Source organism: Sporosarcina sp. E16_3 (assembly GCF_017347125.1).
Taxonomy (GTDB): Bacteria; Bacillota; Bacilli; order Bacillales_A; family Planococcaceae; genus Sporosarcina.
In genome coordinates this window covers 1-25,108 of the sequence record NZ_JADPRX010000037.1, presented here as the reverse complement: position 1 = coordinate 25,108, position 25,108 = coordinate 1, and the positions used below count along the sequence as shown (strand labels likewise).

Here is a 25,108-nt window from a genome sequence, read left to right as displayed (position 1 = left end):
TTCAACGAACTTCAGCCAAGCTTTTCGTTCGTCGCATTGTTCCGTCCAGCGTCGTTACAATTTGCTCATTATCTGCAACCGTTTCATGAATTGTTGCATTCACTTCTTCTAGTGAAGCACTCGATTCGGTTAGTAAGTCCGCAAATGAGCTTGTCATACGCCCGATGTCCGTCGTTTCCTTTGTAATCGAAGCCATCTTGTCGCCAAACATACCAAACTTCAAGTGAAGCTCACTCAATGTATTGTGCATGATTCCAATCTTCATTTCAGCGTCCACCGACAAAGCCGCCTGTGTAATAAGTTTCCCTGTACTGCTCGTCAAATTCGCACGCGAGCGATCATTCATCGTATTGACATCTTCTAAATTGCCATTTATCTCAACCAATGTTACTGCTGTCAGTCTAGCAAGTTTCCTGATTTCATCCGCAACAACCGCGAAACCTTTGCCGTGCTCACCTGCCCGAGCTGCTTCAATCGACGCGTTCAATGCAAGAAGATTCGTCTGTCCCGTAATCGTCTCAATCGACTTGGCAAGCGCATTCGTCTTCACGATATTCTCAGTAAGCGCATCAAATGATCCATTCAAATCAGTGAGATAGGTTTCCACTTCTTGCATACCCCTATGCAAATTTTGCATCAGTTCTACCATGTCAGCAGATTCTGCGCGCAGACAAGCCGTGTCTTCATTCATAAGATGTGTTTCCTTATGCATATCAGCTACATCATCTTGTGTGCGCTGTGCATTTTCTGCGATTTTTGCAATTTGCGATGCTTCCTGTTCAACACTTGCTGAAACGCTGTCCATAATTGTCAGCAGTTCTTTCTGTGCTTCCAAATGACGTCCAGCCGTCTCACCAATCGCCGTCAAATCGGCTGCAACCTGTTCAATCCCTTCATTTAGCGAACGGTGCTTACCCTCTTCTAGAAGCCTGTGTGCTGCCTGTTCAGTCGAAAACAGATCGACTTGCATTTCCAGCTTTTTCGTCTGTTTTATTTGGATGAACAGCCCCACTGCCATCAAAATCAAAACAAGCGCCAAACTGCCTTTACTTGCTGCAATTTGTTCTTGATACGGATAGTTCGTTAAAAATACGCCCAACACAGCAAGCGACAGTGCAAAACCATAGGTCATAATCCACATAGATAAATGAACACTTGCAATACCCGCTATGAAAAAGGCAATTCCAGCTGTCGCTACAGACGGTTCCCCTATAACCCCATTCAATATCGCCGCAAATCCCGTTAAACCAAGGACAATCCACGGAAACATGTTTTCAATAGTTGCAACCTTTTTCGCTAACGCATAAAACAATAGCGTAACCACAACCGGTATTGCCATACTCACCGTCTTCAGCATCCCTTGTCCCGTAACAAAATAAAAAATCAAGCCGATGAAACTCGAACCGCCAAGCGTCACAAATAGAATGAAGTTCTTATTGGCAAATTCCTTTTGCCGAATCGTGTCCACATTGTGCATTCCTAATCCCCCCTCAAATTCCTTTTATGTGTAAAATATACCATTAATGAATAATCATTCATATGGGAGCTAGTGACCATATGAATGTAGAATAGAAAAAACCGACTAGAAAAATAATCTCCAGCCGGGAAGTAATTATTGCTTTGTATCGTAGAATGTACCATCCCGAGCCACATTGCTGTAAGGATTGACGTAGTTTTTCATATTGTCTTTCTTCGCTTGTGATTCCGCGATGTCTGTACGAATCAGTTTTGTAAATTGAGCAAGTTTCTTTTGGACATCCGCTTCCGTAACCACAAGAATTTTACCGAATGCCTCTTCTTCTGGCGTGAAAGGGGCGGCGATATGCGGTTGCAACTTATCACGATCATCAAGAAGTGCCTCGATGCCTGCAATCGTCTCATCCCGCCTATCTTCCGCTGTTTCTTGCGTCAACCTCACTAACTTTTCCGTCACATCACGCCACGCTGTCAGTGCAGGCCGAATCATATTTCATCTACGTTCGCGTACTGTTTCTGCCGGTTAATTTGGATAACCTGCTTCCACGTATCGCGGAACTCCGTAATGATAGCAGACGCTTCATCGAACAGAGCACTGTCGTTTTTAATATTACCATCAACCAGTCTGCTGTTTGCAAACTCATAGAGGACAAGCATATTTTGTGAAACTGGGTACGACTTATCGAGTGTCAACATAAGTTCGGATATGATTGCTTGTGCTTTTTGGATGGCCTTGTTTTTTTCTTCAATATTATTGTCATTCATCGCTCTTTTTGCTTGCAGAATAAATTTCAAACAACCGTTATAGAGCATAAGTGTCAGCTCGCCTGGCGTTGATGTATTTACAGAGTTATTCTGGTATGTTGTGTATGGGTTGTTAATAGCCATGTTATATCTGTCTCCTTTTAGTTCATTGCTGTTGTTAATTATTACTAAATGCATTCATCAGACTAGCCGACTGTGCGTTTGCACGATTGATTGCCGTTTCCATTGCGGTAAACTGTTTCCAGTAGCGGCTTTCCATTTTTTGCAGGCGTACTTCGAAACGTTCAATTTGGCTATTCATTTCTTTCAGCGAGCGGCCGAGCGAAAACGTATCATTGACTGACCCTGTTTTCCCTGCGCGCTGTGCTATTGACGTTTGAGTTTTATCAACGATAGTTCGCAGTTTGCGTGCAAATCCTTGTTCAGCCACAGTAGCTCCATCTTTTGAGAACATTTCATGCACTTTATTCGGATCATCACTGATTGCTTTTTTTAATTCTGTTTCATTAATAACAAGTTTACCATTGGCTGTATAGTCATTCGACGTTGTAATACCGAGACTTTTTAGTGTATCGCTACCTACAGTCCCCATAAGAGCTGTTCGCATTTGCGTCAGCATACTGGAAATAGTGGGGTCTCTTCGAAGCGTACCACTTTTAGCTTTTTCTTCCCATTGCTTAATCTCATCTTCCTTCATATCTTTTTTCTGTTCCGCAGATAGCGGCTGGAAATCACGATATTTAGGTTCACGGATTTGTTTGTTTAAGTCTTCGATAAGTTTGTTGTACTCGTCGACGAATTTAGTGACGGAGTCGAAGATCTTATCGGTGTCTGGGGCGGAACTGAATGAAATTGGTGCTCCATCTGGGGGAGTAACCTGTTTTAAGTTGAATTCAAAACCGTTTATTTGGAATGTGTTTGATGAACGTTCTGTCTCAAGGCCGTTGAATGTGAATTTTGAGTTTTGACCGGTTGTACTGTTGCTGTTCAATCCTAAAGCAGCACTTAAATCACCACTAAATGTAATATCCTCTGCTTCTCCTTCTGTGGCAACCTTTGTGATTTCCCCATTGGCCGAAATTTGGAATGTATTTCCCCCAACTTTTTCATTTATTTTTTTAAGTATATAACCCAATGTGTTATCAGGACCAAACTCTAGCTGTACAGAAGGTTGCCCTGGCCTATTAATCTGTATTTTTGTTGGTTCTACTATATCAAACTCTTTTAATGTAGAGGTCGTCTTTTTACCATCATATTGGATAGTTTTGTTGGTCAATCCTAGTGACTTACCCAAATCACCGCTAACTTCAATTTTCCCTGCTCCGCTATTTTTAGCCGTCATCGCAATTTTCCCAGTATGTGAATCGTAAAATGCATTTACACCAGTTTCTTTATTAATTCTATCTAAAACTGTTTTTAATGTATCAGTCTCATTAAGCACTAATGGTTTTTTTTCTGTTGTCATCTTGCCGTTTGCGTCTACCGAATTTATTAGCAATTCTGTTCCATTAATACCTAGCTCTTTTAGTGTAGAGTTTTTAAATTGTTCATCTGAAAGCTTAACATTTCCTGCTTTTAATTCACCGCTTTGCAAAGTCGCATTTTTCGCCAATTGATCAACCTTAATCGATCCCGAAAAATCACTAGTAGACCCCATATTCCTAATCGCTACATCATCCGGCGATGAAATATTGACCGTCTTCGCCGCAAACGACGTTGACAAAATCATCGTATCAAACGTCTTTTTACTAAAATCAAAAAGTTGACGGTTCGTCGCACGGTAATTATCCATCTGCCATTCCACGTATTGTTTTTTCTGCGTAATTTTATTAAGCGGGATACGATGTGCATTCATCATATCTTTAATCATTGACTCCGTATCCATTCCTGAGGCTAGTCCACTAATTCGCATATTATCTCACGCCTTCCTTAAATTTTCCGATCGACCAGTAAGCCGACGAATTCGCGCATTGCCGCATGGATGTCCATTAGTTTTTTGGATGGGATTTCCCGTATGACTTCGTCCGTTGTCGAATCGACGATTGTCACATAGTATTCTTTGAGCTTCTCATGGAACTTGAATCGCAATTGCGTATTCGCACTTTCCAAAAACGTGTTCATGCTGTCAGTCATTTGCTTTGCCTTATCGGCCGGCAACTGTTGTTCATTATCGGCTTTCTGCTGCACTTTCTCCTGAATCGCTTGCACTTGTACAACCGAGATTTCCTTGTCCTGTACCGTTCTTTCTGCTAATACATTCGCTTGATTCACTACGGCTCCGCCACCCACACGACTTACCATTCGCCAAACCTCCCTGTATATAAGAACATTCGTTATGGTTAATATCGGCAAGCCCAAAAGGAAGTTGAGCAAATTGGCAATAAAAAGTATTGAATCGCCCACAAAATGATATTCATTCCAAACTAAGCCCCCCGCTACTTAACTAGATCTGTTGAAATCTGAAATATATTATTTTTTACCGTCGAATTTATAAACCGAAATTTCCATCATCGCAACCAAAGCAGGTGAAATGAATACGGATGCAGTGAAGACGCTGACTGAGTTGAGTGAGGAATTGAGTTTGGCGGTTAATCGATTTAAGGTCTAAATTCAAAAAGTTGCTTACGACATATTGGCGTAAGCAACTTTTTATTTATGTTATTATATTTCCACTATAGCATCGCTCGCAAAAAACCTTTCGAAGTGGTTACAATACTATTATATATTTCTCCATTCAGAAGGTGTTGTTCCAACATACTTTTTGAATTGCTTATAAAAGTACGTTGTATCTGAATAACCTACTTGTTTACCAATATCACCTGTTCGTAAATGAGTTTTTTTCAATAATTCCTTAGCCTTTTCCAGTCTGTAATGATTAATATACGCTGAGAATACAATTCCTAATTCTTCTTGGAACAACTTACCAAGATAAATAGGACTCACATGAAAACGCCCACTTAATACTTTTAATGAGATTTCTTGATGGTAATTCACATGCATATACTCTAATACATCTCTAATAATCGGACTCCCAATATTACTTTTGTTCATAATCTTATTAGTTAATTCATCAATATAATCTCCTAGAATTAGTGCTATTTGCTCGATGTCTGAAGCATAGACCAGCTTTTCAATGGCAGCAGTATGAGTATAATATTTATCAATTTGGACCGAATGATGTATGTAAGAAATCAAATCAATCGTATAGGTTCTTACGACAACATGAGATACATAGGCATTTTCCAAGTTTAAATGCTCAAAAAACAGCTTAATCCCTTCTACAGCATCCTCTTTCGATTTCATCACACGTTTTGCCATATCCACTTTAAGCTCTTGCGGGGCTCTTAATAGACTTTTAGTATCAATATTCATTTTGTCAAAAACCAACATATTGGGCTCTACATATACTTGGAACAACGTTAACCCCCTTGCTAAGTTATAACTGTCTTCCAATTTTTCCATTGATGTAACAGCATTTCCCATCGTTAAATAGTAGCCCTGGATTTCATCTATTATTTGGTTCAGATAGTCAACGAGCTGACTGTTATATGCTGCTAAATCATTTTCACTCTCAGAAGAAAAAATAATAATTAGCTCTTGATCTGGATTATAAAGACATGTCGCGGGATAATTTTCCTCAATATAATTCCGTAGATTTTTACTCAGAATCGGATTAAAATCATTTTTATAATGAAGAATAGATACGCTATAAAAAGGTTGCAGTAAACGCATATCATACAACGCTAGTCTTTCCTGCCATTCTACTTTTTCAATTTCTCCATTTAAAAGACGCCAAAGCGTATTATCCTTAAGGGTCGTGAATTCCGAATCATACCGTTGCTCAAGAGTTGCATATAATTTTAGGCTGACCCCTTGAACTGTCTTAATTAATTCTTCTTCATCAATAGGTTTGAGTAAATAGTTTTCAATTCCAAGCTGCATCCCTTGCCGTACATAATCAAATTCTTGATAGCCAGATAAAATAATACATGCCATCTTAGGTTGTACCTTTTTAGCGTGTTCAATTAACTCAAGACCAGACATTTTCGGCATCATAATATCCGAAATAAGTAAATCAACGGTATTTTCTTTGATGTAAGATAGCGCCTCGGCTCCATTTTGAGCAATAAAAACAACTTCAAAACCGTAATCTTCCCAGTTCAAAAAAACTTGTAACCCTTGCGTAATGATTGGCTCATCATCCACTAAAAGTACTTTAAACATGATCAATTCCTCCTACAGGAATACATAGGCTTATGATTGTTTCTACACCTTCCACACTTTGAATCGTGACACCATAACCCGGTCCGTACTTTAATCTCAAACGTTGATGTACATTCTTTAATCCAATCGATTGAATAACATCACCTTCGTTGTTAAGATGATTTTCAATCTCTATTAACCTGTCATTTGAAATCCCTACTCCATTATCAACTACATAAATCATAATCTTTGCCTCCTCTTTAGAAATTCGAATTTCTAACTGATTATCCGTATGGTCTTTGCGGAATCCATGAAGCATATAATTTTCGATGATTGGTTGAAGAATTAACTTTTGTATAGGAAAGTTCTCAAACTCAACTGGACTATTCATAATGACTTCTAGCTTGCCAGGATGTTGCAACTTCATAAGATGCAAATATTGATTGGTATGTTCTAATTCAATATGTAATGGAACTGTTTCTTTAGATTCGAGGGTATACCTAAATAATCTTGCCAAATGGTAAATCATTTTACTCGAAGTTTTTGAACCTTCTATTACGGCTGACATTCGAATAACTTCCAATGTATTAAATAAAAAGTGTGGATTAATCTGTGATTGTAACGCTTTCAACTCAGCTTGTTGCTGTTTAATATTTAGTATATAAAAGCGATCTATATAATCATTTAATTCATCGAGCATGGCGTTAAAGCTCATTGATATTGTAGTAAGCTCGTCTTTTTGTTTGAATTCTCGGATACGAACATTCAAATTCCCTTTCTCAACTTCCCGTATCGTTCCATCAATATACTTGATTCTTGATAAGTAATTTCTCATAAATGAATAGGTAATAAATATAGCAACCAGTGTTGAGATGACGATTACTAGCCACATTGTCCCCCTAACAATTGTTAATTTATTCAATTCACTTTCTTGCATGATACTCATATATGTATAACCATTATTTCCTGGTTTAGAAACCGAGTTTATATAATAGGTTTCCCCTTCCCACCTAATTTTGCTCCCATCCGCAATTTCCGGGTAATTATTAAGCATTTTAGATGTGACACCCTCGTTGAATGAATATAATAGATCTCCCTCATGACTCATCATTAAAAAAGAATAATTAGTATTCCCCTTGCCTTTTTTAACGATATTATCCAATTCATTACTGGTAATGTAAACTGTTAGTTCGCCTTGTTTTTTTAGTGTACTAGGATTATTAATAGTACGCTTAATGCTAATTGTATCCCGAAAGTTCCTTGATACCGGTCTAACTAAATGGTACGTATTTACATTATCATGGTTTTGTTGGACCTTTGAATAATCAACCGTTCCACTAATAAGTGATTTACTCCATCGTCTGTGATTGTATATAAATAAATGTTCTATTGACGGGATTTCTTCTGAACGTAAGCTGACGGCATTCACATCACTATATTGGTCAAAGTATGTATTAAAAAATGTTGTAATGTTGGTTGGGGTAAATGATGTGCTGGTTGTATATCGATCTAGACGATACTTAAAATAATCTTCATACCCATTTCGAAGAGCGAAAGACATCTCATCATTTAGTTCACTTTTCCCGTAAATCCCCATGACCACATTTGTAACGTCTAGTTCTCTTTCCGAAAAGTAATCGTCTACTCTTTCTAACGTTCGAATATTTAAATCGATTTCCCTTTGAATGATGACATCTGAATAATAGTTAGTGATTGTGACTAACAAGACAGACACTGTTGCTATGATTGTAATCGAGGAGGTTAGCAATAATTTAGTAAATACTTTATGTTTAAATGGTAGTTTCACGCGAATTACTCCTAACTATCTATTTACCCATAATAGTAGGTATATTGAAATTATATCACTATCTGTTTCTAAAGTGGCTAGAGCCTCCAATAATCTTTGAAAATCTACTATTTCCCCTACCTAATTGGAAAAGCAAAAAAACAAGCCGGGTGCTTACTCCGACTTGTTTGTTGTTTTACTTATTTTCTTTTTTCCACGCATCATATTGTTTTTGCATTTCATCCATTACTTTTTCTAAACCTGCATCTTTGAACTTTTTGTTGGCTTTTGGTAAGTATTCTTCTGGGTTAACTGTACCTGTTGCCAACGCTTTATAAAACTCTTCTGAAACGTTTGAGATTGACGCAATTTCAGTTCTAACTGGCTTAGCGTCAAAATGGAAGCCAAGCGATGCTGCCGGTGTAGCTGCATCATTGAACTTTTGGAATGCTTCCCATTTATCTGCTGGATCATCTTCGTATAGATAAAGATTGAAATGGTTTCCAAGAGAATAGGTTGGCATATTGTAACTTTCTACACGTGCTGGAAGGTCTTTTATTGTTCCATTTTCATTCTTTTCATAGTGAACACCTTCAATTCCTTTATCCACTAAATTACGAAGGTATTCATCCGTATTCAAAAGATTCAAGAATTCCATTGTTTTCTCAGGATTATCTGATGTAGTTGAAATAGCTTGAATCGCGCCTGTCACTGAACTATTGAAAGTAGTCGGCTCTTCAACTGGTACTGAAACCACTTCATATTTCGCAGAGCGAGTCCATAGTAAATCAGCATATGGCTGTGAATCGCCCATGCGAACGAACCAATTTTCTACATCCATTGGCCATGAATCTTTACTTGTTGCTGCATCTGACTTAATATATCCTGCTTTATAATAAGTATGCATCGTTTTATACGTTTGCATTGCTTCATCCGATTCGTAGAAGTTGAAGACTTTCCCAGTTTTACCATCCAATGCAAATGGTAGTTCACCTGTCATAATATAGTCAAGTGGTAGGTAGGCATTAAATGTTGCCATCGGACTAATGGTAGGTTCATTTGCTTTAATTTCTTTAAGCATTGGCTCTAAGTCTGCCAACGTTTTTACTGTAGAGATATCAAAATTATATTTATCTACTAACCGTTTATTAAACGTAAAGACGGTTTGTCGACCTACTTCTTTATTTGAAGGGATACCGTATAATACGCCGTCTACTTTAGCACCTTCAATCAGACTAGGATCAAGTACTTCCTTAAGTTCTTTCCCATTACTAGCTAACAATTCATCTAATGGCTCAAAAGCACCCTTTTGTGCGTCTTGTACATACTTCCCGCCACTTGTATAAGCTACGTCAAATGGCTCACCTGAAGCAATAATAACTTGCATTTTTTGTTCATAATCGCCCCAGTCAATTTGTGTTAACTTCACTGTTGCATTAATTTTTTCTTTCGTATATTTATTTACTTCTTCAAACACTTTAGCCGTATCTTTTTGTGGTGTACCAATCGTATACCATAGAATTTCATATGGTTTATCCCCGCCGCCATCAGCGCTTTCTTTTTTATCATCACTGCAAGCAGCCAGTATACTACTCATTCCTAATACGAAAACAAGTAAAAATAATAATTTTTTCCCCATTCTTTTCTCTCCCTTTTATCTATTGTTTTTATTCTTTAACTCCGCCTATTGTTAATCCACCAATGAAGTACTTTTGGAAAAATGGATAAGATATAGCAATTGGTAAAGTGGCAATAACTACCATAGCCATTTTTGCACCATCAGCTGGAATATTTGAAAGTAAATCAGCCTGTAGCCCACTTATTTCAACATTTTGTCTCATGAATTCAATATTACTCTCAATTTTCATAAGTAAAGATTGTAATGGTACGAGATTAGGTACATCAATGAACAGCAAGGCATTAAACCAATCATTCCAGTAGCCCAAAGTACTAAATAAGGCAATCGTCGCGATTCCTGGTAATGATAGCGGAAAAACAATTTGGAAGAATATCCTTAACTCGCTCGCGCCATCTATTCTTGCGGATTCTAATATCGTTTCTGGAACAGATCTCATAAAGAATGTTCTCATGATTATAATGTAGAATGCGTTCATCGCAAGGGGCAATATTAAAGCCCATATTGTATTCTTTAAACCTAACAACTGTGTGCTTACAATATAGAAAGGAACCATTCCACCGCTAAATAACATTGTGAAAAATGCAAAGAATGTAAAGAACTTTCTATATTTAAACTGTTGCCTAGAAATCGCATAGGCATAAAATGCAATCATCATAACACTGATTATCGTTCCCACAACGGTAACCAAAATCGTAATTCCGTATGACTGTAACAACTGCCCTTTCATAATCCATAAATACTTATAAGCCTCAAGACTCCAAGCTTCAGGGATAAGCTGGAACCCTTTTTGCGCAATCGATGCTTCATCTGTAAATGAAATAACGATTACGTAGAAAAATGGAAACAAGCACATGAATGTGAATAGCCCTAACAAAATATTCATAACCATGTTCGTCACTGGATGATAGCCGTTAAGATTACCCTTCTTTTCTTTCTTCGTCTTAAAAGGGACATTGTCGTCAACAATTGTATTGTTTTCATTTTCTTTAGCCATATGTCTCAGTCGCTTAGCGACCTTCCCCTCCTTTCACGAGTAAAGAATACGTTTAAAACAACGCATTGTCTGCATCTTTTTTCCTAACAATATAGTTTGTCAGTAGAACAAGAATCAAGCCGACAAACGCTTGGTAAAGTCCAGCTGCCGTACTCATACCAATATCGCCCAACGTCATCAAACCACGATATACAAAGGTGTCAATTGTGTTTGTAACAGCATATAGTGCTCCCGAATCCCTTGGTAGTTGATAGAATAATCCAAAGTCCGAATTAAAGATTTTTCCTACATTCAAAATTGTAAGTATGAATATTAACGGCTTAATCATCGGAATCGTTATGAATCGAATTTGTTGCCACTTCGTCGCGCCGTCAATCATTGCTGCCTCATAATACGTTTTATCAATACCGATAATGGCAGCTAAGTAAACAATACTTCCGTATCCGATGCCTTTCCACATTGCCATAAATATGATGATGGCAGGCCAGAACTTAGGCTCGTTATACCAAGAAATTGCGTCTATACCAAACCAGTCTAGGATATTATTTACTAACCCTCGATCCACACTCAGGAATGTATACAAGAAATAACTGACGATAACCCAAGATAGAAAATGTGGGAAAAGAATTCCCGTTTGATATATTTTAGCTAATTTTTTATTAGCCAGTTCGTTTAATATAATTGCTACTGCAACTGCTAATACTAGGCCGAGTATGATAAATACTAGGTTATACAAGATTGTGTTTCTTGTAATAACAAATGCCGCATCTGTGCTAAACAAATACTTAAAGTTATCAAACCCAACCCACTCACTATTCATCACGCTTGCAAAAAAACCATCTCGCGAAATCCTAAAGTCCTTAAAAGCAAGAACAGTCCCAAACATTGGCAAGTAGGAGAATAGCAAAAACCAAATTACTCCCGGAAGTACCATTAGGAACCAAATCCGGTTATCATATAAATCTTTCCCGATTTTTTTCAATTGTCTTCGCGACCTCCCTTACAGGTTAAGTAATAATTCATACTTTTATTATATAAGAGTTGTAAGCCCTTTCATAGTTGACTAATTTGCCATTAACTAGACAAATCAAACTAATTTGACTACATAAAATAAATATAGCCATGAGAAACGCTCTAGTTTGAGCTTTCCTCATGGCTATATTTATTTTGTACATAACCTAACTTTCTTCAACACATCACGCCGGATTGGGAAATACCGAAAAGCAGTTGGTGAACCGTTTCCCGGCACTAAACCGAGTTACATAACATCTGTTTCAAAGTAAGCTGTACGCTTTTTTATGCCCTTATTTTTGGATTCTTTACCTATTTGCCACTCTTACTATCTTTAAAAATGGATCATTTACGCCTTAGCATTAAACTTTTTCTCTAAATACCCAAATCGTTTCATACAAATTGTCGAAATCCAATATGCTGGAAGTACCCCCATCGAAAATAATAGTAGTCCCGGCATCTTTACCATTAAAAATCCAATCATGAACAAACCAAGTAAAATAAGAATTGTTGACTTTAGACTGACAAGAGAATAAATAAAGGATTGCTTTACATATTGTTTTGCACTGAAATCGTAGTGCACATATAGTGGAAAAAAGAAAATGAGCGTCATACTAAAAATTAGTAGTAAAAAAATGAAAAATATGTATAGATAAAGCGAGAAAGCACCTTCCATATGTCCGGAAACCCTAAGGTTAAATAACAAAATCAGACCAATCACCCAAAATACTATACCGATTTTATTACTCCGTTTCCATTCTTTAAAATAGGTTTCTTTAAATAGTTTCCATATCGAAAATTCAAATTCCTTCATGGTCCACTTTCTTGTAACCGCAAATAACGCTATTGTTGCCGGCATAATTCCAAAAATGATTAGTCCCATTAAAGTAAAGCCCAACCATAAAAGATTTGTCCAAACCAATCTCATGACCCATTCGCTTACATGCTGTAACATTCTCATACTTTGAACTGCTCCTTTACTTCTTAATAAGGGTGCCATTGCCCCTTAATTATCTACTGTTCACAAACCTGAACTGTTCCATTACAGCCATTCACCCTACTAATCTCCTAGGTTCCTGGTGTATGAAACAATAAAACTACATTAGTTGAAATATTGTATCCCATTGAATCCGCTTCAACGTTTGGAGATGCTTTCCACTCCAAGCAAAGTAGCTTCAAGGTAGATAGACGTACCTGACAGGTAACGTAAACACATCATATCCATTACATAGGGAAGTAGAAGTAACATGGGGACTAGTAAACAGTATCATAGTAAAGGAAAAAAAGGGAGTCGATTCTGCAATCAACTAAGAGGGATGAATTCATAACCGGTGTTTAGTATCATTTTGATTCTGTTAACCTTCATACGACAGCCATACAATCGAATTATTTTGATGATGCTTGTGTAGAAACCTATTTCTTTTCTGTTCGTTCCATTGGTATTGGCGCCTAAAAAAGGGCTTCGGCCACCCCTTTTAGGCGCCTTCAGCCCAATTTGTACACCGTAGTCACTCATTCAAAAGATCAAGTTCCTGAAATAGCATAAAGAATTTCAACTTTGTACAAGTGAAATTTGTTTGTAGACGTTAACGACTTCCCTGGAAATCCCCAGTTTATATCCTTCTGATATGTGGCGGATTCGCTCCTTTTCATCAAGTACATATACGACGGGAAATTCAATTCCCGACACATTAGAAATTGGGATGTTTTCTCCAATAGTTAAAAGTGCCTCATAAGAAGGTTTTTCTTTAAAGAATGTAAGATTTTTGGGTAGATCACCCGCTGAATTGATGGTTTGAACGGTATCCCATTTTTCCTCACTTACGAAACAGTTAATAGTAACCTCAAGCGACTCCCATTCTTCCTTCATTTCTCGGAATTCGCGTAGTAAATGTTTGGAAGGCTCCCGGTCCGGTTCAATCCAGACACATGTTGTTCCGTTTGTACCCGTTTGATTTTTAGCCATTTGGCTTTGTCCATCCACTAATTTCACTTTGCAGGCAAGATTTGCTTTTGCAAAGATAGGGACGTCAGATTCATGTCTCGGCAGCTTCAAAGGTACAGTCATTTCTTCTTCGGCCTTCACTTCAAAAAATCGAAGGCAAATAAGGGCTGTTCCATCATTTAATCGAGTACTTGTTGTTATACGGTAATGACCAATAGGTAATTCCATTTTTTCATTTTCTGTTTCGTCAAATTTGTAAAATAACGTTTGGTAAGTGCCTTTTGTAAAGCGGGCAATCGTAAAATTCTTCGAATAACTGATTGCTTCGTCTGTTGTATCATCTTTTTTCCATAAAACGATGCCTACTTGATCAACTAGTTCAGAGGTGTTTGTTTCTACCTTAGTTGCAGTATCGCTAAACTGTGCATTTTGCCATGTTCCGCCACTGAAAAACTGTGGACGTTTATCACTTGGCTCAAGGCGTGCTGGAATACCTATACTTCTTGCTATTGCAACAAATAAAATGTCTCTAGATAGCGGGTCAGCCTTTTTCAATTTGAAACTTCCTGCGGGTGTAGCTGAGCCCCGATAATAGGTCATATCTCGAATGACTTCCATTTTATCACCTAAAGTTTCTGCTAATGAAATAGGATTAGCCAGGAACAACTGAATGTTCTTTTCTCCTAACTCTTTAGTAAAATAGGATCGATATGGTGTAATCATTTCAAATTCAACACGAGGGCATAATATATATTTTGCAAATATATCCTGATCCAGTTCCCCATGGATAATTTCTTTCACTTTCATCGCATATTTCAGATGATCAGCTAACGTAGGGCGATACGTGTCAGTTAGGTCTTTAGCATTTAACACTTCAAGAAGCCGCAAGCTCCACTCTCCATATTCTTTGGTGTATTCTTGTAAAAAGGCGGCAATCTCATGGCTGTTTCCACGGGCTTTCTTCAATACTTCCCATACTCTTGCAGCAGGTAACGCACATTCACGAGCCAATTTTTCTGCATCATGTTCTTGTAGGAATGACGCTTCATAGTTCGCGCGAATAGCTGCCCCTTGCTTCACTCGTTCGGTATGCAGTACTTTTTCCCCTTCTGTCACTTCTATAATCGTATTATCGGGAACGTCTGGAGGTGGGATCATCTTGAACTCTACTTCTGTGTCAGAAGGAATTTCTGTAGTTAACGCAATCGTTATGTCTCCGGTTTCCGTTACACTACATTTGGCAAACCCCCATCCAGAAGAGCCCACAGCGGAAATATAAATATCGCCTAGTCCAAGCGTTACATTGACTATTCCTTGTTCATCCGTTTCCTTCGTTAAAATGGACCCTAGTGCCCCAAAGTTAAATAATTGAAATTCCACCTTAGCATTGGTTGGTTTTCCTTCACAATCCGTAATCCGAACCTTAATCATTTTCGTTTCGGCATAGAGACTTGTTAAGTTCAGCTCCGAATACCATGGGTGGGAAATTGATACTTCTTCCGGACCGTTATATTTGGCGTTGATACGTGTATGGATAAGCATGGCGCGTTTAGCTGGTTTTTGAAACCATCCTTGATTTAATCTTGGCTCAGGCTCACATGCCCCCAAAAAGTGCCATTCGCCATCAGCCCATGCTTCTACCCAAGCATGGTTTGAATCGGAATGGGCCCAGAGTGGCGTATATACTTGTCTAGCTGGAATACCGATACTTCTTAAAGCGGAAACAGCTAGGGTTGATTGCTCACCGCATCTACCAAGCGCTGTTCGAATGAGTGTTAGTGGTGAAACAGTTCGGCGGTCGTTTCCAATATAATTCGCTTTCTCGTGACACCAGTGGTTGGTCTCCAAGATAGCCTCTTCCATTGACATATCTTTTAAACGCGGATAAATTTCTTCGAAAAGAAGCCCCCTTACGTCTTCAATATTCTCATTATTAACTCGATAAGGTAGTACAAAATGAAGAAAAATGGAAGAAGGAACACTGGCCCCCCATGTTACAACGCTTTGAATATATAGTGCTTTTCTTACATGTTCTAAAAATAAAGCACCATCATAATCTGCCAAATCATTAAGTGGCATATAAGCAAATAGATATTTTAATGCTAGTTCTTCGTCTTCTGTTAGTATTTCATCGAAGACACCGAACAATTCCACTTCTTTTGCCTGTGCAAGTTCCCTTTTGAATTGATACTTCTCTTCAATTAGTAATCTAGTAGCTTCATCAAGCGAAATAAATCGAGTAGTGTTGACCATTTTATGACTCCTCCCATACTTTCCCGTCTTCACGAATATAAATTCTCCGATTTCCTTCAGAACTTTGTAGAGATGCAAGGAATGTGCGGGATGTCGTTTCTATCTTAAATCCTTCCGGTAACTCTCGCCCCAGTTCCTCTCCTACATCAGTGGTAAAAGATCCGTGCTCTGAAAAATATCTTCTTTGCCAATAATAGACTTTACGAAGTTGCCACTTTCTGGATTCATCCTCAGGGATGTCCGGAAGTTCTTTAGCAGAGTTATCCGTAAAAAATACATAGCCCCATAATTCTGGATAATGCATGTTAATAATCCCCATTGGTGACCACACCCAATTATCTTCAGGAAACGGCTTATTAGTTGCCGGATTAATCTTTTTAACATACATGTCCTCTTTATCTTCGACCTGCCACTGTACACGCGAGAAGTTTACACGCCAAAATTCCCCTGGTTTTGGAGCGCGTTGTTCTTTGGCACATTCCTTCAGTATGTTCCAGGGCATCGCCACCTCAACACTCCATTTGCGGTTATCTTTTTTGGTGGAGGGATCATTTAATTTGCCATCAATGTATACGGCTGTTTTCAGGCCATTTATATCCCAGCCATTGATACTAGGTCCACCATCGCGATACGGTTTTACTAACAATAAGTCCCAAACTGTGTTTAAGGCATTTATTTCAAATTCATAATAATTGTGCGTGTCTCCATCGGGATCAATGAAGATTTCAAAATCATTATCTTGGAATATGACAGAGTCCCTTTCTGTCAGTGTCGCCCATATTTCATCTTCTAGTAACTCAGCACAGAAGTAAAAATACTCATCGTCCCATAACATTTTCACCCTAGTTTGCTTAGACGGTATCGGCTTAGCATCCCCTTCAATATCAACGAAGTTTTCACTCCAAGGGGCCTTTTCCCAAAATGGCTTATCAAGCCTTCCATCTAGGATTAGCTTATCCGTAGTTTTTTGGCACAGATAACGATTCGGTAAATACGAAGGAATAGTTGGTTCAGGTATCGCGTTTTTCATTTTCATCACTCCTTTACAGTACTTGCATTCGGCATTACATAAGACTTCATATGCCCAAGCGGATATGGGTAATAACTACTTAATCTGTATTTTGGGAAAACTTTGTTTTGTATCCGCTTTCTATATGGTATAACATAGTTTAGTATAAATGGAAAATATATGAGAAAGGAAGGGTTTAAATGGACAAAAGTTATAGAATAGTGGGGTATGCTGGGGACGGCTCTTTGCCAAGTATACGTACTGAAGATGTTTTGAAATTGACGCATTTAAATGTAGCATTTGGTCATGTTAGAAATGATGAAATTCGGATAGATCATTTAAAAAACCTAGAAAGTCTTGATGTATTAAAGAATATAAATCCAAATCTCAAACTTTTACTTTCAGTTGGTGGATGGGGTGCTGGAGGATTCTCAGAAGCGGCTTCTACTTTAGATGGTAGGAAGCTTCTGGCAGCAAGTGCTGTAAACCTATTAAAAGAACATCCTTTTGATGGAATTGATCTCGATTGGGAATATCCTTGCTATGGTGAAGCAGGCATTCATTCCTCTTCATCTGATAAAGAAAACTTTACATTGCTATTGAAAGAAATTAGACAGGCATTGGATGGTCTTGAGAAGGAAACAGGTCACTATTATCTTCTAACGATAGCAGCAGGTGCTGATCAATATTACATTGATGGAACAGAGATGGCTGAGGTTCAAAAGTATTTAGATTATGTTCAGCTGATGACATACGATATGCGTGGAGGATTCCAAACTTTAACAGGACATCATACTAATTTATATACCCCATCGGGTGATCTTTTCAGGATCAGTGTACAGCAATCTGTAAACTTATTCATTCAGGCTGGTGTTCCACGCGAAAAGCTTGTGATAGGGGCTGCATTTTATTCACGTATGTGGAAGGAAGTTCCCGACAAAAATAACGGTCTCTATCAAATGACTGCAGGTTCAGGAGGATATGGACCAGATTATTCTCAGCTTTTAGCTAATTATATCGACGTTAATGGATTTACCCGTTTTTGGGATGATGAAGCGAAGGCACCTTATCTTTTTGATGGCAGTACGTTCATTACCTATGATGACGAAGAATCAATTCGCCATAAATGCGACTATGTTCGCCAAGAGGAACTTGGTGGAATTATGTTCTGGGAATACAAATGCGACACTACTTACCGTCTGTTAGATGCCATGCATGGATTACAAGTAGTCCGTACCTGATTTTCATTGTATCTACATGTGAAACATCAATACACTTCTCACATAATTGCATAATAATACATAGGATTAGGTTTGCTAGTACGGACCTATTATTCCTCTTATTAGTATGCAATTATAGTGAGTCATTGTGGTATTATTTTACAAAATCCGGATATAGTAAAAGGCAACCAGGTTCATAAGGTTGCCATTTTTTTCTATTCATTTGTAGACTGCTAAAAAGGTTTAATCATTTTCTACCTGTATTGCTCAACAATAGCCCTCTATGCAGGGGGAACAGGAACATTCTTTACCCTTATGTTGAAACATAATAGGGAAATATTCTCCTGCAAATAAATCACCATCTTGGCCATTTAACAGCGATACATTCATATGTCCATCAGAGAATTCACCTTTTTTATAACATGTATCAGCTGTCATCATATGAATAGCGATAGATCTTCGTGGTTTGTCCGTGTTATTGGGACCACTCCCATGCAACGTAAGTGCGTGATGAAAGCTAACTTGACCTGCTTTCATGACAAGTGGAACCTGTTTAAATGTTTCTCCATCAGGGATATTCATATTTTTCTCCTGACTTTTCATATCTTGTTCAAAAAAGTTGTTTTCATTGAGCAGTCCCCATTGATTGCTGCGAGGGACTACTTGCATACAGCCATTGGATAGATCCACATCATCAAAGGCCACCCAAGCGGTTAACAGACTCGGTTTGTCTGCACACTGCCAGTATGTGTAATCTTGATGCCAACCAACATTTGCTGTTTTCGTTCCCAGTTGTCCTGGTTTATAGAGAAGTTGATCATGCCATAAGCGGATTGCATTTGATTTCATTAATTCTGCTGCAATGCTCCCAATCATTTCATCTGTTGCTAATTCGCGATAGACATGATCAGCCCAATGTACATTATCAGACTTTCGTAACCCTGGACCATCTTCTTTTTTCCAATTGCTGAATGGCTCCTTGCCAGATTCATATTTACCATCATAGATTGATTCCATTCGCTCACGTAAAAGTTCAAGACGTTCATCACTAATGATTTTCGGGGCCACCCAATAGCCGTTCTCCTCAAAAAATGCAACATCTTCTTTAGTAGGTAGTACCTGTGTTTTAATCATATCTCCACTCCTCTTCTTTTGTTGTTAACCTCCTTTCCTATATTACAAATGAAAACCCATAGTGTATTTACAGAATCCCATCGTTAATTTAAAGCTTTTCATCATTTCAAAAAAATCATTGTAACTGTTGTCGGTAAATTCGAGGGGAAACACCGGTAAATCTTTTGAAGAATATACTAAATGTATGGATGGATTCAAATTGAAGCTTCTCGGCAATCGAGGTTACCGATTCTGTAGATTCCCGTAGCCAGTACTTGGCACGATCAATACATAATCCCCGCACATAATGACCGAGGGATACACCCATAAACTTTTTGAATTCACGATCAAGATGCGAACGACTGATGTGCATACTTTTCGCCAATTCATCTAGGTTTTGGTGGTATTGTACATGCTCATGTAAATGCGTTAAGACTCTTTTTACATGCGTAGGTAATGTAATAGGTGCTTGTGTATATGTTGAACTTTTTTCCTGATAAATTCTTAAAATCGATACTAACATCTGCATAAAATATCCCTGTGCCATTTCAGCTGCATGGGAATTACTGCTTCCGATTTCTTGGAAAATCAAATCACATAGTTTTTTTACCACTCCTTTTTCATCATCAGCAGTACAGTGGATCCCTAATTGGTAAAAGGCGGTTTCTAAACTACGCATTTCTTCTAATCTAAATCCGAAGTAATATAAACGATAGGGCTCTTCACCAGCTACTGCTCCTTGATGAATTTGGCCTGGTTTCGTTAAAAACAAATCACCTTTTTGTACATCATACAAATAGTCATCAATAGAAAACCATCCCTTTCCTTCAGCTACAAAACATAATTCAAAATGATCGTGATGATGACTACTAACAGTCCACGTTTCAAAATCAACAATTCCAATATAGATTAAACTATCCAATTTAAATTGAAATGGTAGATCAACCCGCAATTCCCTTTCAGATTGAAGCTGATTTATCATCCCCGAAGTGCTTATCTTTACGTTTTCAAAAGGTTTCATCAGGCTAATCCTCTCTGTCATACTTTATAACAGTTATATGAATACCGCATGAGCATACTTGTTGAAACTCTCCCAGCCTCACCAAATTCCATTGGCTTTGCTTTACCTTGTACAGTTGTCTCTTCTCTATCTAGGTGATTTGAATATAAAAATCAGACACTGCCCCAATTTCGAGCAGTGTCTGATTTTCGTAAATGGCTATCGAGACGTACGTGAGCGACGTGTAACTCACCAAGATGAGTCTTAGATTTTCTACCGCTCGAGTTCCGTCTGAAAGCCTAACAGAATATTCACCAGAAGTTCGAAAACGAAATACGGAGCGTTCAATCGTACATATTCACTGAATAAATCATGTTTTAGATATTAATCATAATCCCCCTCTATTGAACAATTTTTTTCGTAATCATAGCGATACTTAGCAGGTGAAACGTTCATCATCGCAGTAAATACGCGCGTAAAGTAATGCACTGATCCGAAGCCGGTACCATCAGCTATCTCTTTAATAGGAATGCTTGTTGTTTCTAGAAGGCGGGCCGCCTCCTTTACCCTTTCCTTGCGAATATAGTTGGAGAAACTATCACGCAGTTCATTAGAAAAGAGCCTTGATAAATGACGACTAGAAATGTGAAGATAGTTGGCGACATGTTCTAACTTCAATGGTTCTGATAAATTATCACGAATGAACAACTTTGCTTGATAGAGATGTGTTGGAGAACTAAATATTTTTTCTTGACTTCGACTTCTCTGAATAGCTTCGGAAAACATAGAATTAAAGGACAGTATGAGTGTGTGTGCCATAGTAGTAATTAAATTAAAATCATTGACACCACCATTTGCCGTATAATCTACCAATGCCCTCCATAGTAAAGCAGTTGGGGAATCATCAGCAACATTGACACAAATCTTATTTGTTTTCACCAGCCGATTAAACTTGCTAATGGCTTCATCCTTTGATTTTTCATGTAAAATCTCGAAAGCAACAAATACTAGAAAAAGTCCTTTTTCACTTAAAATTTGGTGCTGAACGTTCGGACGGGATAAAAATACTGTCCCTTTCTTTAACGAATATCGTCCATCCATGTCTTTATAAAGTCCTTCTCCACTTAGTACATAACAAACTTCAAAAAATGAATGCCTATGTAACGGGGTGTTAAAATGCTTCGGGGTGACTCCCCAATAATGCACCTTAAAGGCAATTTCTTCTCCAAGTAGTTCCATTGCATATTGAGTCAAAATCCCTTCACTGAGTTTACATGATTGGATTAACAAAACATCCCTCCAATGTCTTCATAAGACAAAAAAGTAGCCTATTCTGATAAATACTAAATTCTATAAGTATCTTAATATATAAGAAGTATACTATCAATCTAATTGGAGGGAAAATTATGATTACGTTAAGAGATGCTGATTTTTACAAAGAAAATGGATACTTGCTTGTTAAAGGGGTTTTTACTAAAGATGAAGTAGAGCAAATGAAAAATGCGGTTGAAGACATTATTCAACGTGCAGCAAATGCAAAACATGATCGAAATCATGCATGGCAAGGGGAGAACATCCCACAAAATGAGTTGAAAAAACTTGTTTTAAAAGGGTTTCATGACGTTCATTATCATGATGCATCGTTCTCTAAAGCCATCATTCATCCAAATATGGTGTCGGTTTTGCAAAAGCTTATCGGACCAAATGTCCAACTACATCACTCCAAAATGCTGGTTAAACCACCCGAAAATGGAGCAGCTTTTCCAATGCACCAGGATCATCCGTATTTTCCACATGAAAATCATACCATGTTGGCAGCTAGTGTTCATCTTGATGATGCAGATTTGGAAAACGGATGTCTAAGAGTTATACCAAAATCGCATAAAGAAGGAACAATCCCCCATGTAGGGCGTCACTACTTAAATCATAAAGAATATCCGATTTCCATAGGGACTCCGTGCCCTGCCGAAGCAGGCGATGTTCTGTTTTTTAATTATTTAACGATACACGGCTCGGATAGTAATCGCAGTGACCGGCCGCGTAGAAACGTATTATTCCAATATCGTGATCCGTCGGATAAACCGACTGCCGATGTACACGTGAACTGGGGGCAAGGCTTGATGGTCTGTGGAGAAAATCCAATGTTCCGTGATTATCAGGCTGATTTCGCCTCAAAAATAGTGAAATGAAAGTTGAATGCAATTAAGTAAGGCACCTAAAATTCTTGGAAAACCACTTAGGCTATTTTGCCCTAAGTGGTTTTCATTTTCACTAATTTTCCAGCGAACTATTATACCTGACTTCAGATTTTTATATCCCCGGATGCATCAATGACATATCCTATTGTCGATTCCAATTGATTGAGTGGATCATAATTGCGTAAGTCTTCAAAATCAAGCCCTGTAATCGCTTCAATTTTCGAAATGGGTACTTGATACGTTTTATACTCGCCGTAAGCAAATTCTAAATCCTCAATAAGACTTTTTTGAGTCTGTAAATAAGCAGTTGCAGATAAATTCCCATCTTTCTTAACGATGACGGCTATTTTCCAAAACTCTGCCGGTATCTGAACTCCCCTATAAATAATATCATCCATCCGAAAAACGGGTCCAGTAAACACTGTCACTTTAAGATTCAAGTTTTCGGCATTGTCTAAAATGTAATTCTCCAAATCTAGCCAACTTTTTTGATTCAGCTTACTTTCCTGGGGAGCACAATTTGTAAAATGGAACGTATCCTCATTTGCCTTTTTTGCTGCATCTCCCCAAACAGGATCACGTCGACGGACAAGATGTCCCCTATCAAGCGAATTATTTTTATATAATTCAGGACCGCACTGGTACGCTGTTTTAATACGGGAATCCAGATACCATTTGTCATTACGGCCAATCTTCATCAATTGATTGCCGTCAATATTCACCACCGTATAATAGGCTAAACGGCGCGACTTGCTCATGACAATTGAAAAATGCGTATAATGAAGCACATTGCTCCCGTCTTTTAACTGGGCAATATCCTGCTCAAGATCAGACCGGAAAATCGGATGAGGAACTTCATAATTATTACCTAGAAATTGAGTGTCATAACCGGTCAAACCTTCATACCATGACTCGCTTAGCTCCTCAACTAGCACCTCTTGATGGCTATGACCAGGAATTTCCCATTCCTTGACAATATCCTTCATTAACAACTTTTGATCATCACTCAAGTTGGCACCTTGCTCCACGACAAACCGTATAATACTGCTTATACGAATCCCTTCATTGGCTATAAATTCAGTCTGGTTCTTTGGATCAGGAACGCCAGCATGGTGGAGGGAGATTACAATCCATTCGTCATTATATACAGGTGAACCAGACGATCCTGGCATGGTATCTGCTGAGTAGTGCATGTAATCGTCAAATACATCCATAATTTGATTCTCTCTGATTGCTACAGCTTTGGGTGCACCTAGTGGATGTTGAATAATTGATACACATTCACCAACTAGCCCTTTGCCCGTTTGAGGTAGAAGAGGCAAGAACCCGAAATCACTTATTTGGGAGCCATCAGAAGACACTTCCTCGATCGCGACTAATGTGAAATCAAGCTTTTGATCCGTTATAAAGAAACGCTCAGGTGTAAAACGGAAGCTTTTCATCGGGCGTTCCTTTAAGTTAAGATCCATTTCATAATTGAATTGCGCTACACTGACCTGAGCTGTATTGTGGTTCTCCAAAACATGATTATTTGTAAGTAATAATGAGGGTGAGACAAGAAACCCAGTAGCATGTCCGAGAACTTTGCCTATACGATCGCGGATCTCGATTCTACAAACTGGATTGGCTGCTTGAAGCCCCGCTGCAAGATAAGAAATAGGAAGCAGATCATCTTGGCCAATAATACGTTCAATTGCAAGTCCATCACGTGGATCAATCATCGATTTGCGACACGCGACTCGTTCAGGCGTATCTACTTCCAAAGGATTTTTAGTTTGCAGTTCGCTAGCCATACGTTCACGTTCACTAAAACGCGTGATGTAACGCTTTAATGCTTGTTGTTGTTGCGAATCCACAAGATCCACATTAAAATTCAGATATTTTTCAAGTCGTTTAATGGACATGTTTCGCCTCCTTAAATTTTAAAATCGAGCTATTTAAATTGAAATAAAGATTTCCTTCAATTAGCACCGATGCTTTTGGATGGTTACGTACAATTTAGACATTTATTCATAAGTTCAATTTGTAATAATTTAGATAATTGTAACTATTCTAACATTAATGACATTTTTTTAAAAGGTACTTCTTCAGTATAATTTAATGAAGTCTTTAGACCAATAATTATCCAATTGCGACTTTAGTCATTAAAGACCCGTTTTCACAGCGTTTTATCTGATAAATACAAGCATCAGTGTAAGGTTCAAGAAATTCAAAAAAACGTTCTGGACACTTTTGCGTCTAGAACGTTTTTTATTTTGTTTTCCTATAGGAGCTGGATCTTTATTTCATAGTGTGAAAACTGGTTTCCAAAAAAAAAATAGCATTTTCTACAACAATTCGACATATACATATTAATTTCACATATACATAATAATGAGTTACGTGAATCAATTTCATAATGCGTACTTTTAAAAAATCATAAAGAAACAGAATTTGAAATGATTTCTTAAAAAAACGAATGAAATAGACGATTACGCAGTTGCGGATAGTTGAAGC

Annotated in this window: 19 protein-coding genes; 2 read left to right on the top strand and 17 right to left on the bottom strand. The window is 38.0% G+C overall.

Annotation, left to right across the window (positions count from 1 at the left end; translation table 11 throughout):
• Nucleotide 1: 1 nt before the first annotated feature.
• The 13 genes from I2483_RS16785 to I2483_RS16725 all read right to left on the bottom strand — a co-directional run bounded on the left by I2483_RS16785 (nt 2) and on the right by I2483_RS16725 (nt 17,102).
• A complete protein-coding gene (locus tag I2483_RS16785; protein ID WP_207278241.1) occupies nt 2-1,477 on the bottom strand; it encodes a methyl-accepting chemotaxis protein in 1,476 nt (491 codons plus the stop codon).
• 135 nt (nt 1,478-1,612) lie between these two features.
• Entirely contained in the window at nt 1,613-1,966 is a 354-nt protein-coding gene (gene fliT / locus I2483_RS16780) for a flagellar protein FliT (protein WP_207278240.1), read from the bottom strand.
• On the bottom strand, nt 1,963-2,364 hold the full coding sequence (gene fliS, locus I2483_RS16775) for a flagellar export chaperone FliS (RefSeq protein ID WP_207278239.1): 402 nt from the start codon (nt 2,362-2,364) through the stop codon (nt 1,963-1,965). The genes fliT and fliS overlap by 4 nt, the downstream gene beginning before the upstream one ends.
• Before the next feature lie 34 nt (nt 2,365-2,398).
• The gene (fliD, locus tag I2483_RS16770) at nt 2,399-4,153 is read right to left on the bottom strand and encodes a flagellar filament capping protein FliD (RefSeq protein ID WP_207278238.1); all 1,755 of its coding nucleotides are present in this window, start codon (nt 4,151-4,153) and stop codon (nt 2,399-2,401) included.
• A 17-nt stretch (nt 4,154-4,170) separates the two neighbouring features.
• A complete protein-coding gene (gene flaG, locus I2483_RS16765) occupies nt 4,171-4,542 on the bottom strand; it encodes a flagellar protein FlaG (protein ID WP_207278237.1) in 372 nt (123 codons plus the stop codon).
• Nucleotides 4,543-4,959: 417 nt separating this feature from the next.
• On the bottom strand, nt 4,960-6,465 hold the full coding sequence (locus I2483_RS16760) for a response regulator transcription factor (protein WP_207278236.1): 1,506 nt from the start codon (nt 6,463-6,465) through the stop codon (nt 4,960-4,962).
• Nucleotides 6,458-8,251 carry a histidine kinase gene (locus tag I2483_RS19710; RefSeq protein ID WP_207278235.1) on the bottom strand — a complete coding sequence of 598 codons (1,794 nt, stop codon included), beginning with the start codon at nt 8,249-8,251 and terminating at the stop codon, nt 6,458-6,460. The genes I2483_RS16760 and I2483_RS19710 overlap by 8 nt, the downstream gene beginning before the upstream one ends.
• Before the next feature lie 175 nt (nt 8,252-8,426).
• On the bottom strand, nt 8,427-9,869 hold the full coding sequence (locus I2483_RS16750) for an ABC transporter substrate-binding protein (protein WP_207278234.1): 1,443 nt from the start codon (nt 9,867-9,869) through the stop codon (nt 8,427-8,429).
• Nucleotides 9,870-9,897: 28 nt separating this feature from the next.
• Nucleotides 9,898-10,758, bottom strand: coding sequence for a carbohydrate ABC transporter permease (locus I2483_RS16745; RefSeq protein WP_255550496.1), 861 nt, complete (start codon nt 10,756-10,758; stop codon nt 9,898-9,900).
• A gap of 157 nt (nt 10,759-10,915) precedes the next feature.
• The gene (locus I2483_RS16740) at nt 10,916-11,797 is read right to left on the bottom strand and encodes an ABC transporter permease subunit (RefSeq protein WP_207278256.1); all 882 of its coding nucleotides are present in this window, start codon (nt 11,795-11,797) and stop codon (nt 10,916-10,918) included.
• 426 nt (nt 11,798-12,223) lie between these two features.
• Nucleotides 12,224-12,835 carry a YesL family protein gene (locus I2483_RS16735; protein ID WP_207278232.1) on the bottom strand — a complete coding sequence of 204 codons (612 nt, stop codon included), beginning with the start codon at nt 12,833-12,835 and terminating at the stop codon, nt 12,224-12,226.
• 591 nt (nt 12,836-13,426) lie between these two features.
• Nucleotides 13,427-16,072 (bottom strand): transglutaminase-like domain-containing protein, encoded by a 2,646-nt coding sequence (locus I2483_RS16730; RefSeq protein ID WP_207278231.1) that lies wholly within the window; start codon nt 16,070-16,072, stop codon nt 13,427-13,429.
• 1 nt (nt 16,073) lies between these two features.
• A complete protein-coding gene (locus tag I2483_RS16725; protein ID WP_207278230.1) occupies nt 16,074-17,102 on the bottom strand; it encodes a carbohydrate-binding family 9-like protein in 1,029 nt (342 codons plus the stop codon).
• Nucleotides 17,103-17,281: 179 nt separating this feature from the next.
• Here I2483_RS16725 and I2483_RS16720 point away from each other — a divergent pair, with 179 nt between their 5' ends.
• Nucleotides 17,282-18,322: a glycoside hydrolase family 18 protein gene (locus I2483_RS16720; protein ID WP_207278229.1), complete on the top strand. Its 1,041-nt coding sequence runs from the start codon at nt 17,282-17,284 to the stop codon at nt 18,320-18,322.
• 246 nt (nt 18,323-18,568) lie between these two features.
• On the opposite strand, the gene I2483_RS16715 is transcribed toward I2483_RS16720, so the two are convergent.
• The 3 genes from I2483_RS16715 to I2483_RS16705 all read right to left on the bottom strand — a co-directional run bounded on the left by I2483_RS16715 (nt 18,569) and on the right by I2483_RS16705 (nt 21,704).
• Nucleotides 18,569-19,435, bottom strand: coding sequence for a phytanoyl-CoA dioxygenase family protein (locus I2483_RS16715; protein ID WP_207278228.1), 867 nt, complete (start codon nt 19,433-19,435; stop codon nt 18,569-18,571).
• Nucleotides 19,436-19,550: 115 nt separating this feature from the next.
• Complete coding sequence (locus tag I2483_RS16710; RefSeq protein WP_207278227.1) at nt 19,551-20,435, bottom strand: AraC family transcriptional regulator; 885 nt, start codon at nt 20,433-20,435, stop codon at nt 19,551-19,553.
• Between the two features lie 363 nt (nt 20,436-20,798).
• Nucleotides 20,799-21,704 carry an AraC family transcriptional regulator gene (locus I2483_RS16705; RefSeq protein WP_207278226.1) on the bottom strand — a complete coding sequence of 302 codons (906 nt, stop codon included), beginning with the start codon at nt 21,702-21,704 and terminating at the stop codon, nt 20,799-20,801.
• Between the two features lie 116 nt (nt 21,705-21,820).
• On the opposite strand from I2483_RS16705, the gene I2483_RS16700 reads away from it, so the two are divergent.
• Nucleotides 21,821-22,603: a phytanoyl-CoA dioxygenase family protein gene (locus I2483_RS16700; protein WP_207278225.1), complete on the top strand. Its 783-nt coding sequence runs from the start codon at nt 21,821-21,823 to the stop codon at nt 22,601-22,603.
• Between the two features lie 113 nt (nt 22,604-22,716).
• Here the strand turns inward: I2483_RS16700 and I2483_RS16695 are convergent, their stop codons facing one another.
• On the bottom strand, nt 22,717-24,516 hold the full coding sequence (locus I2483_RS16695) for a DNA/RNA non-specific endonuclease (protein ID WP_207278224.1): 1,800 nt from the start codon (nt 24,514-24,516) through the stop codon (nt 22,717-22,719).
• Nucleotides 24,517-25,108 lie beyond the last annotated feature (592 nt).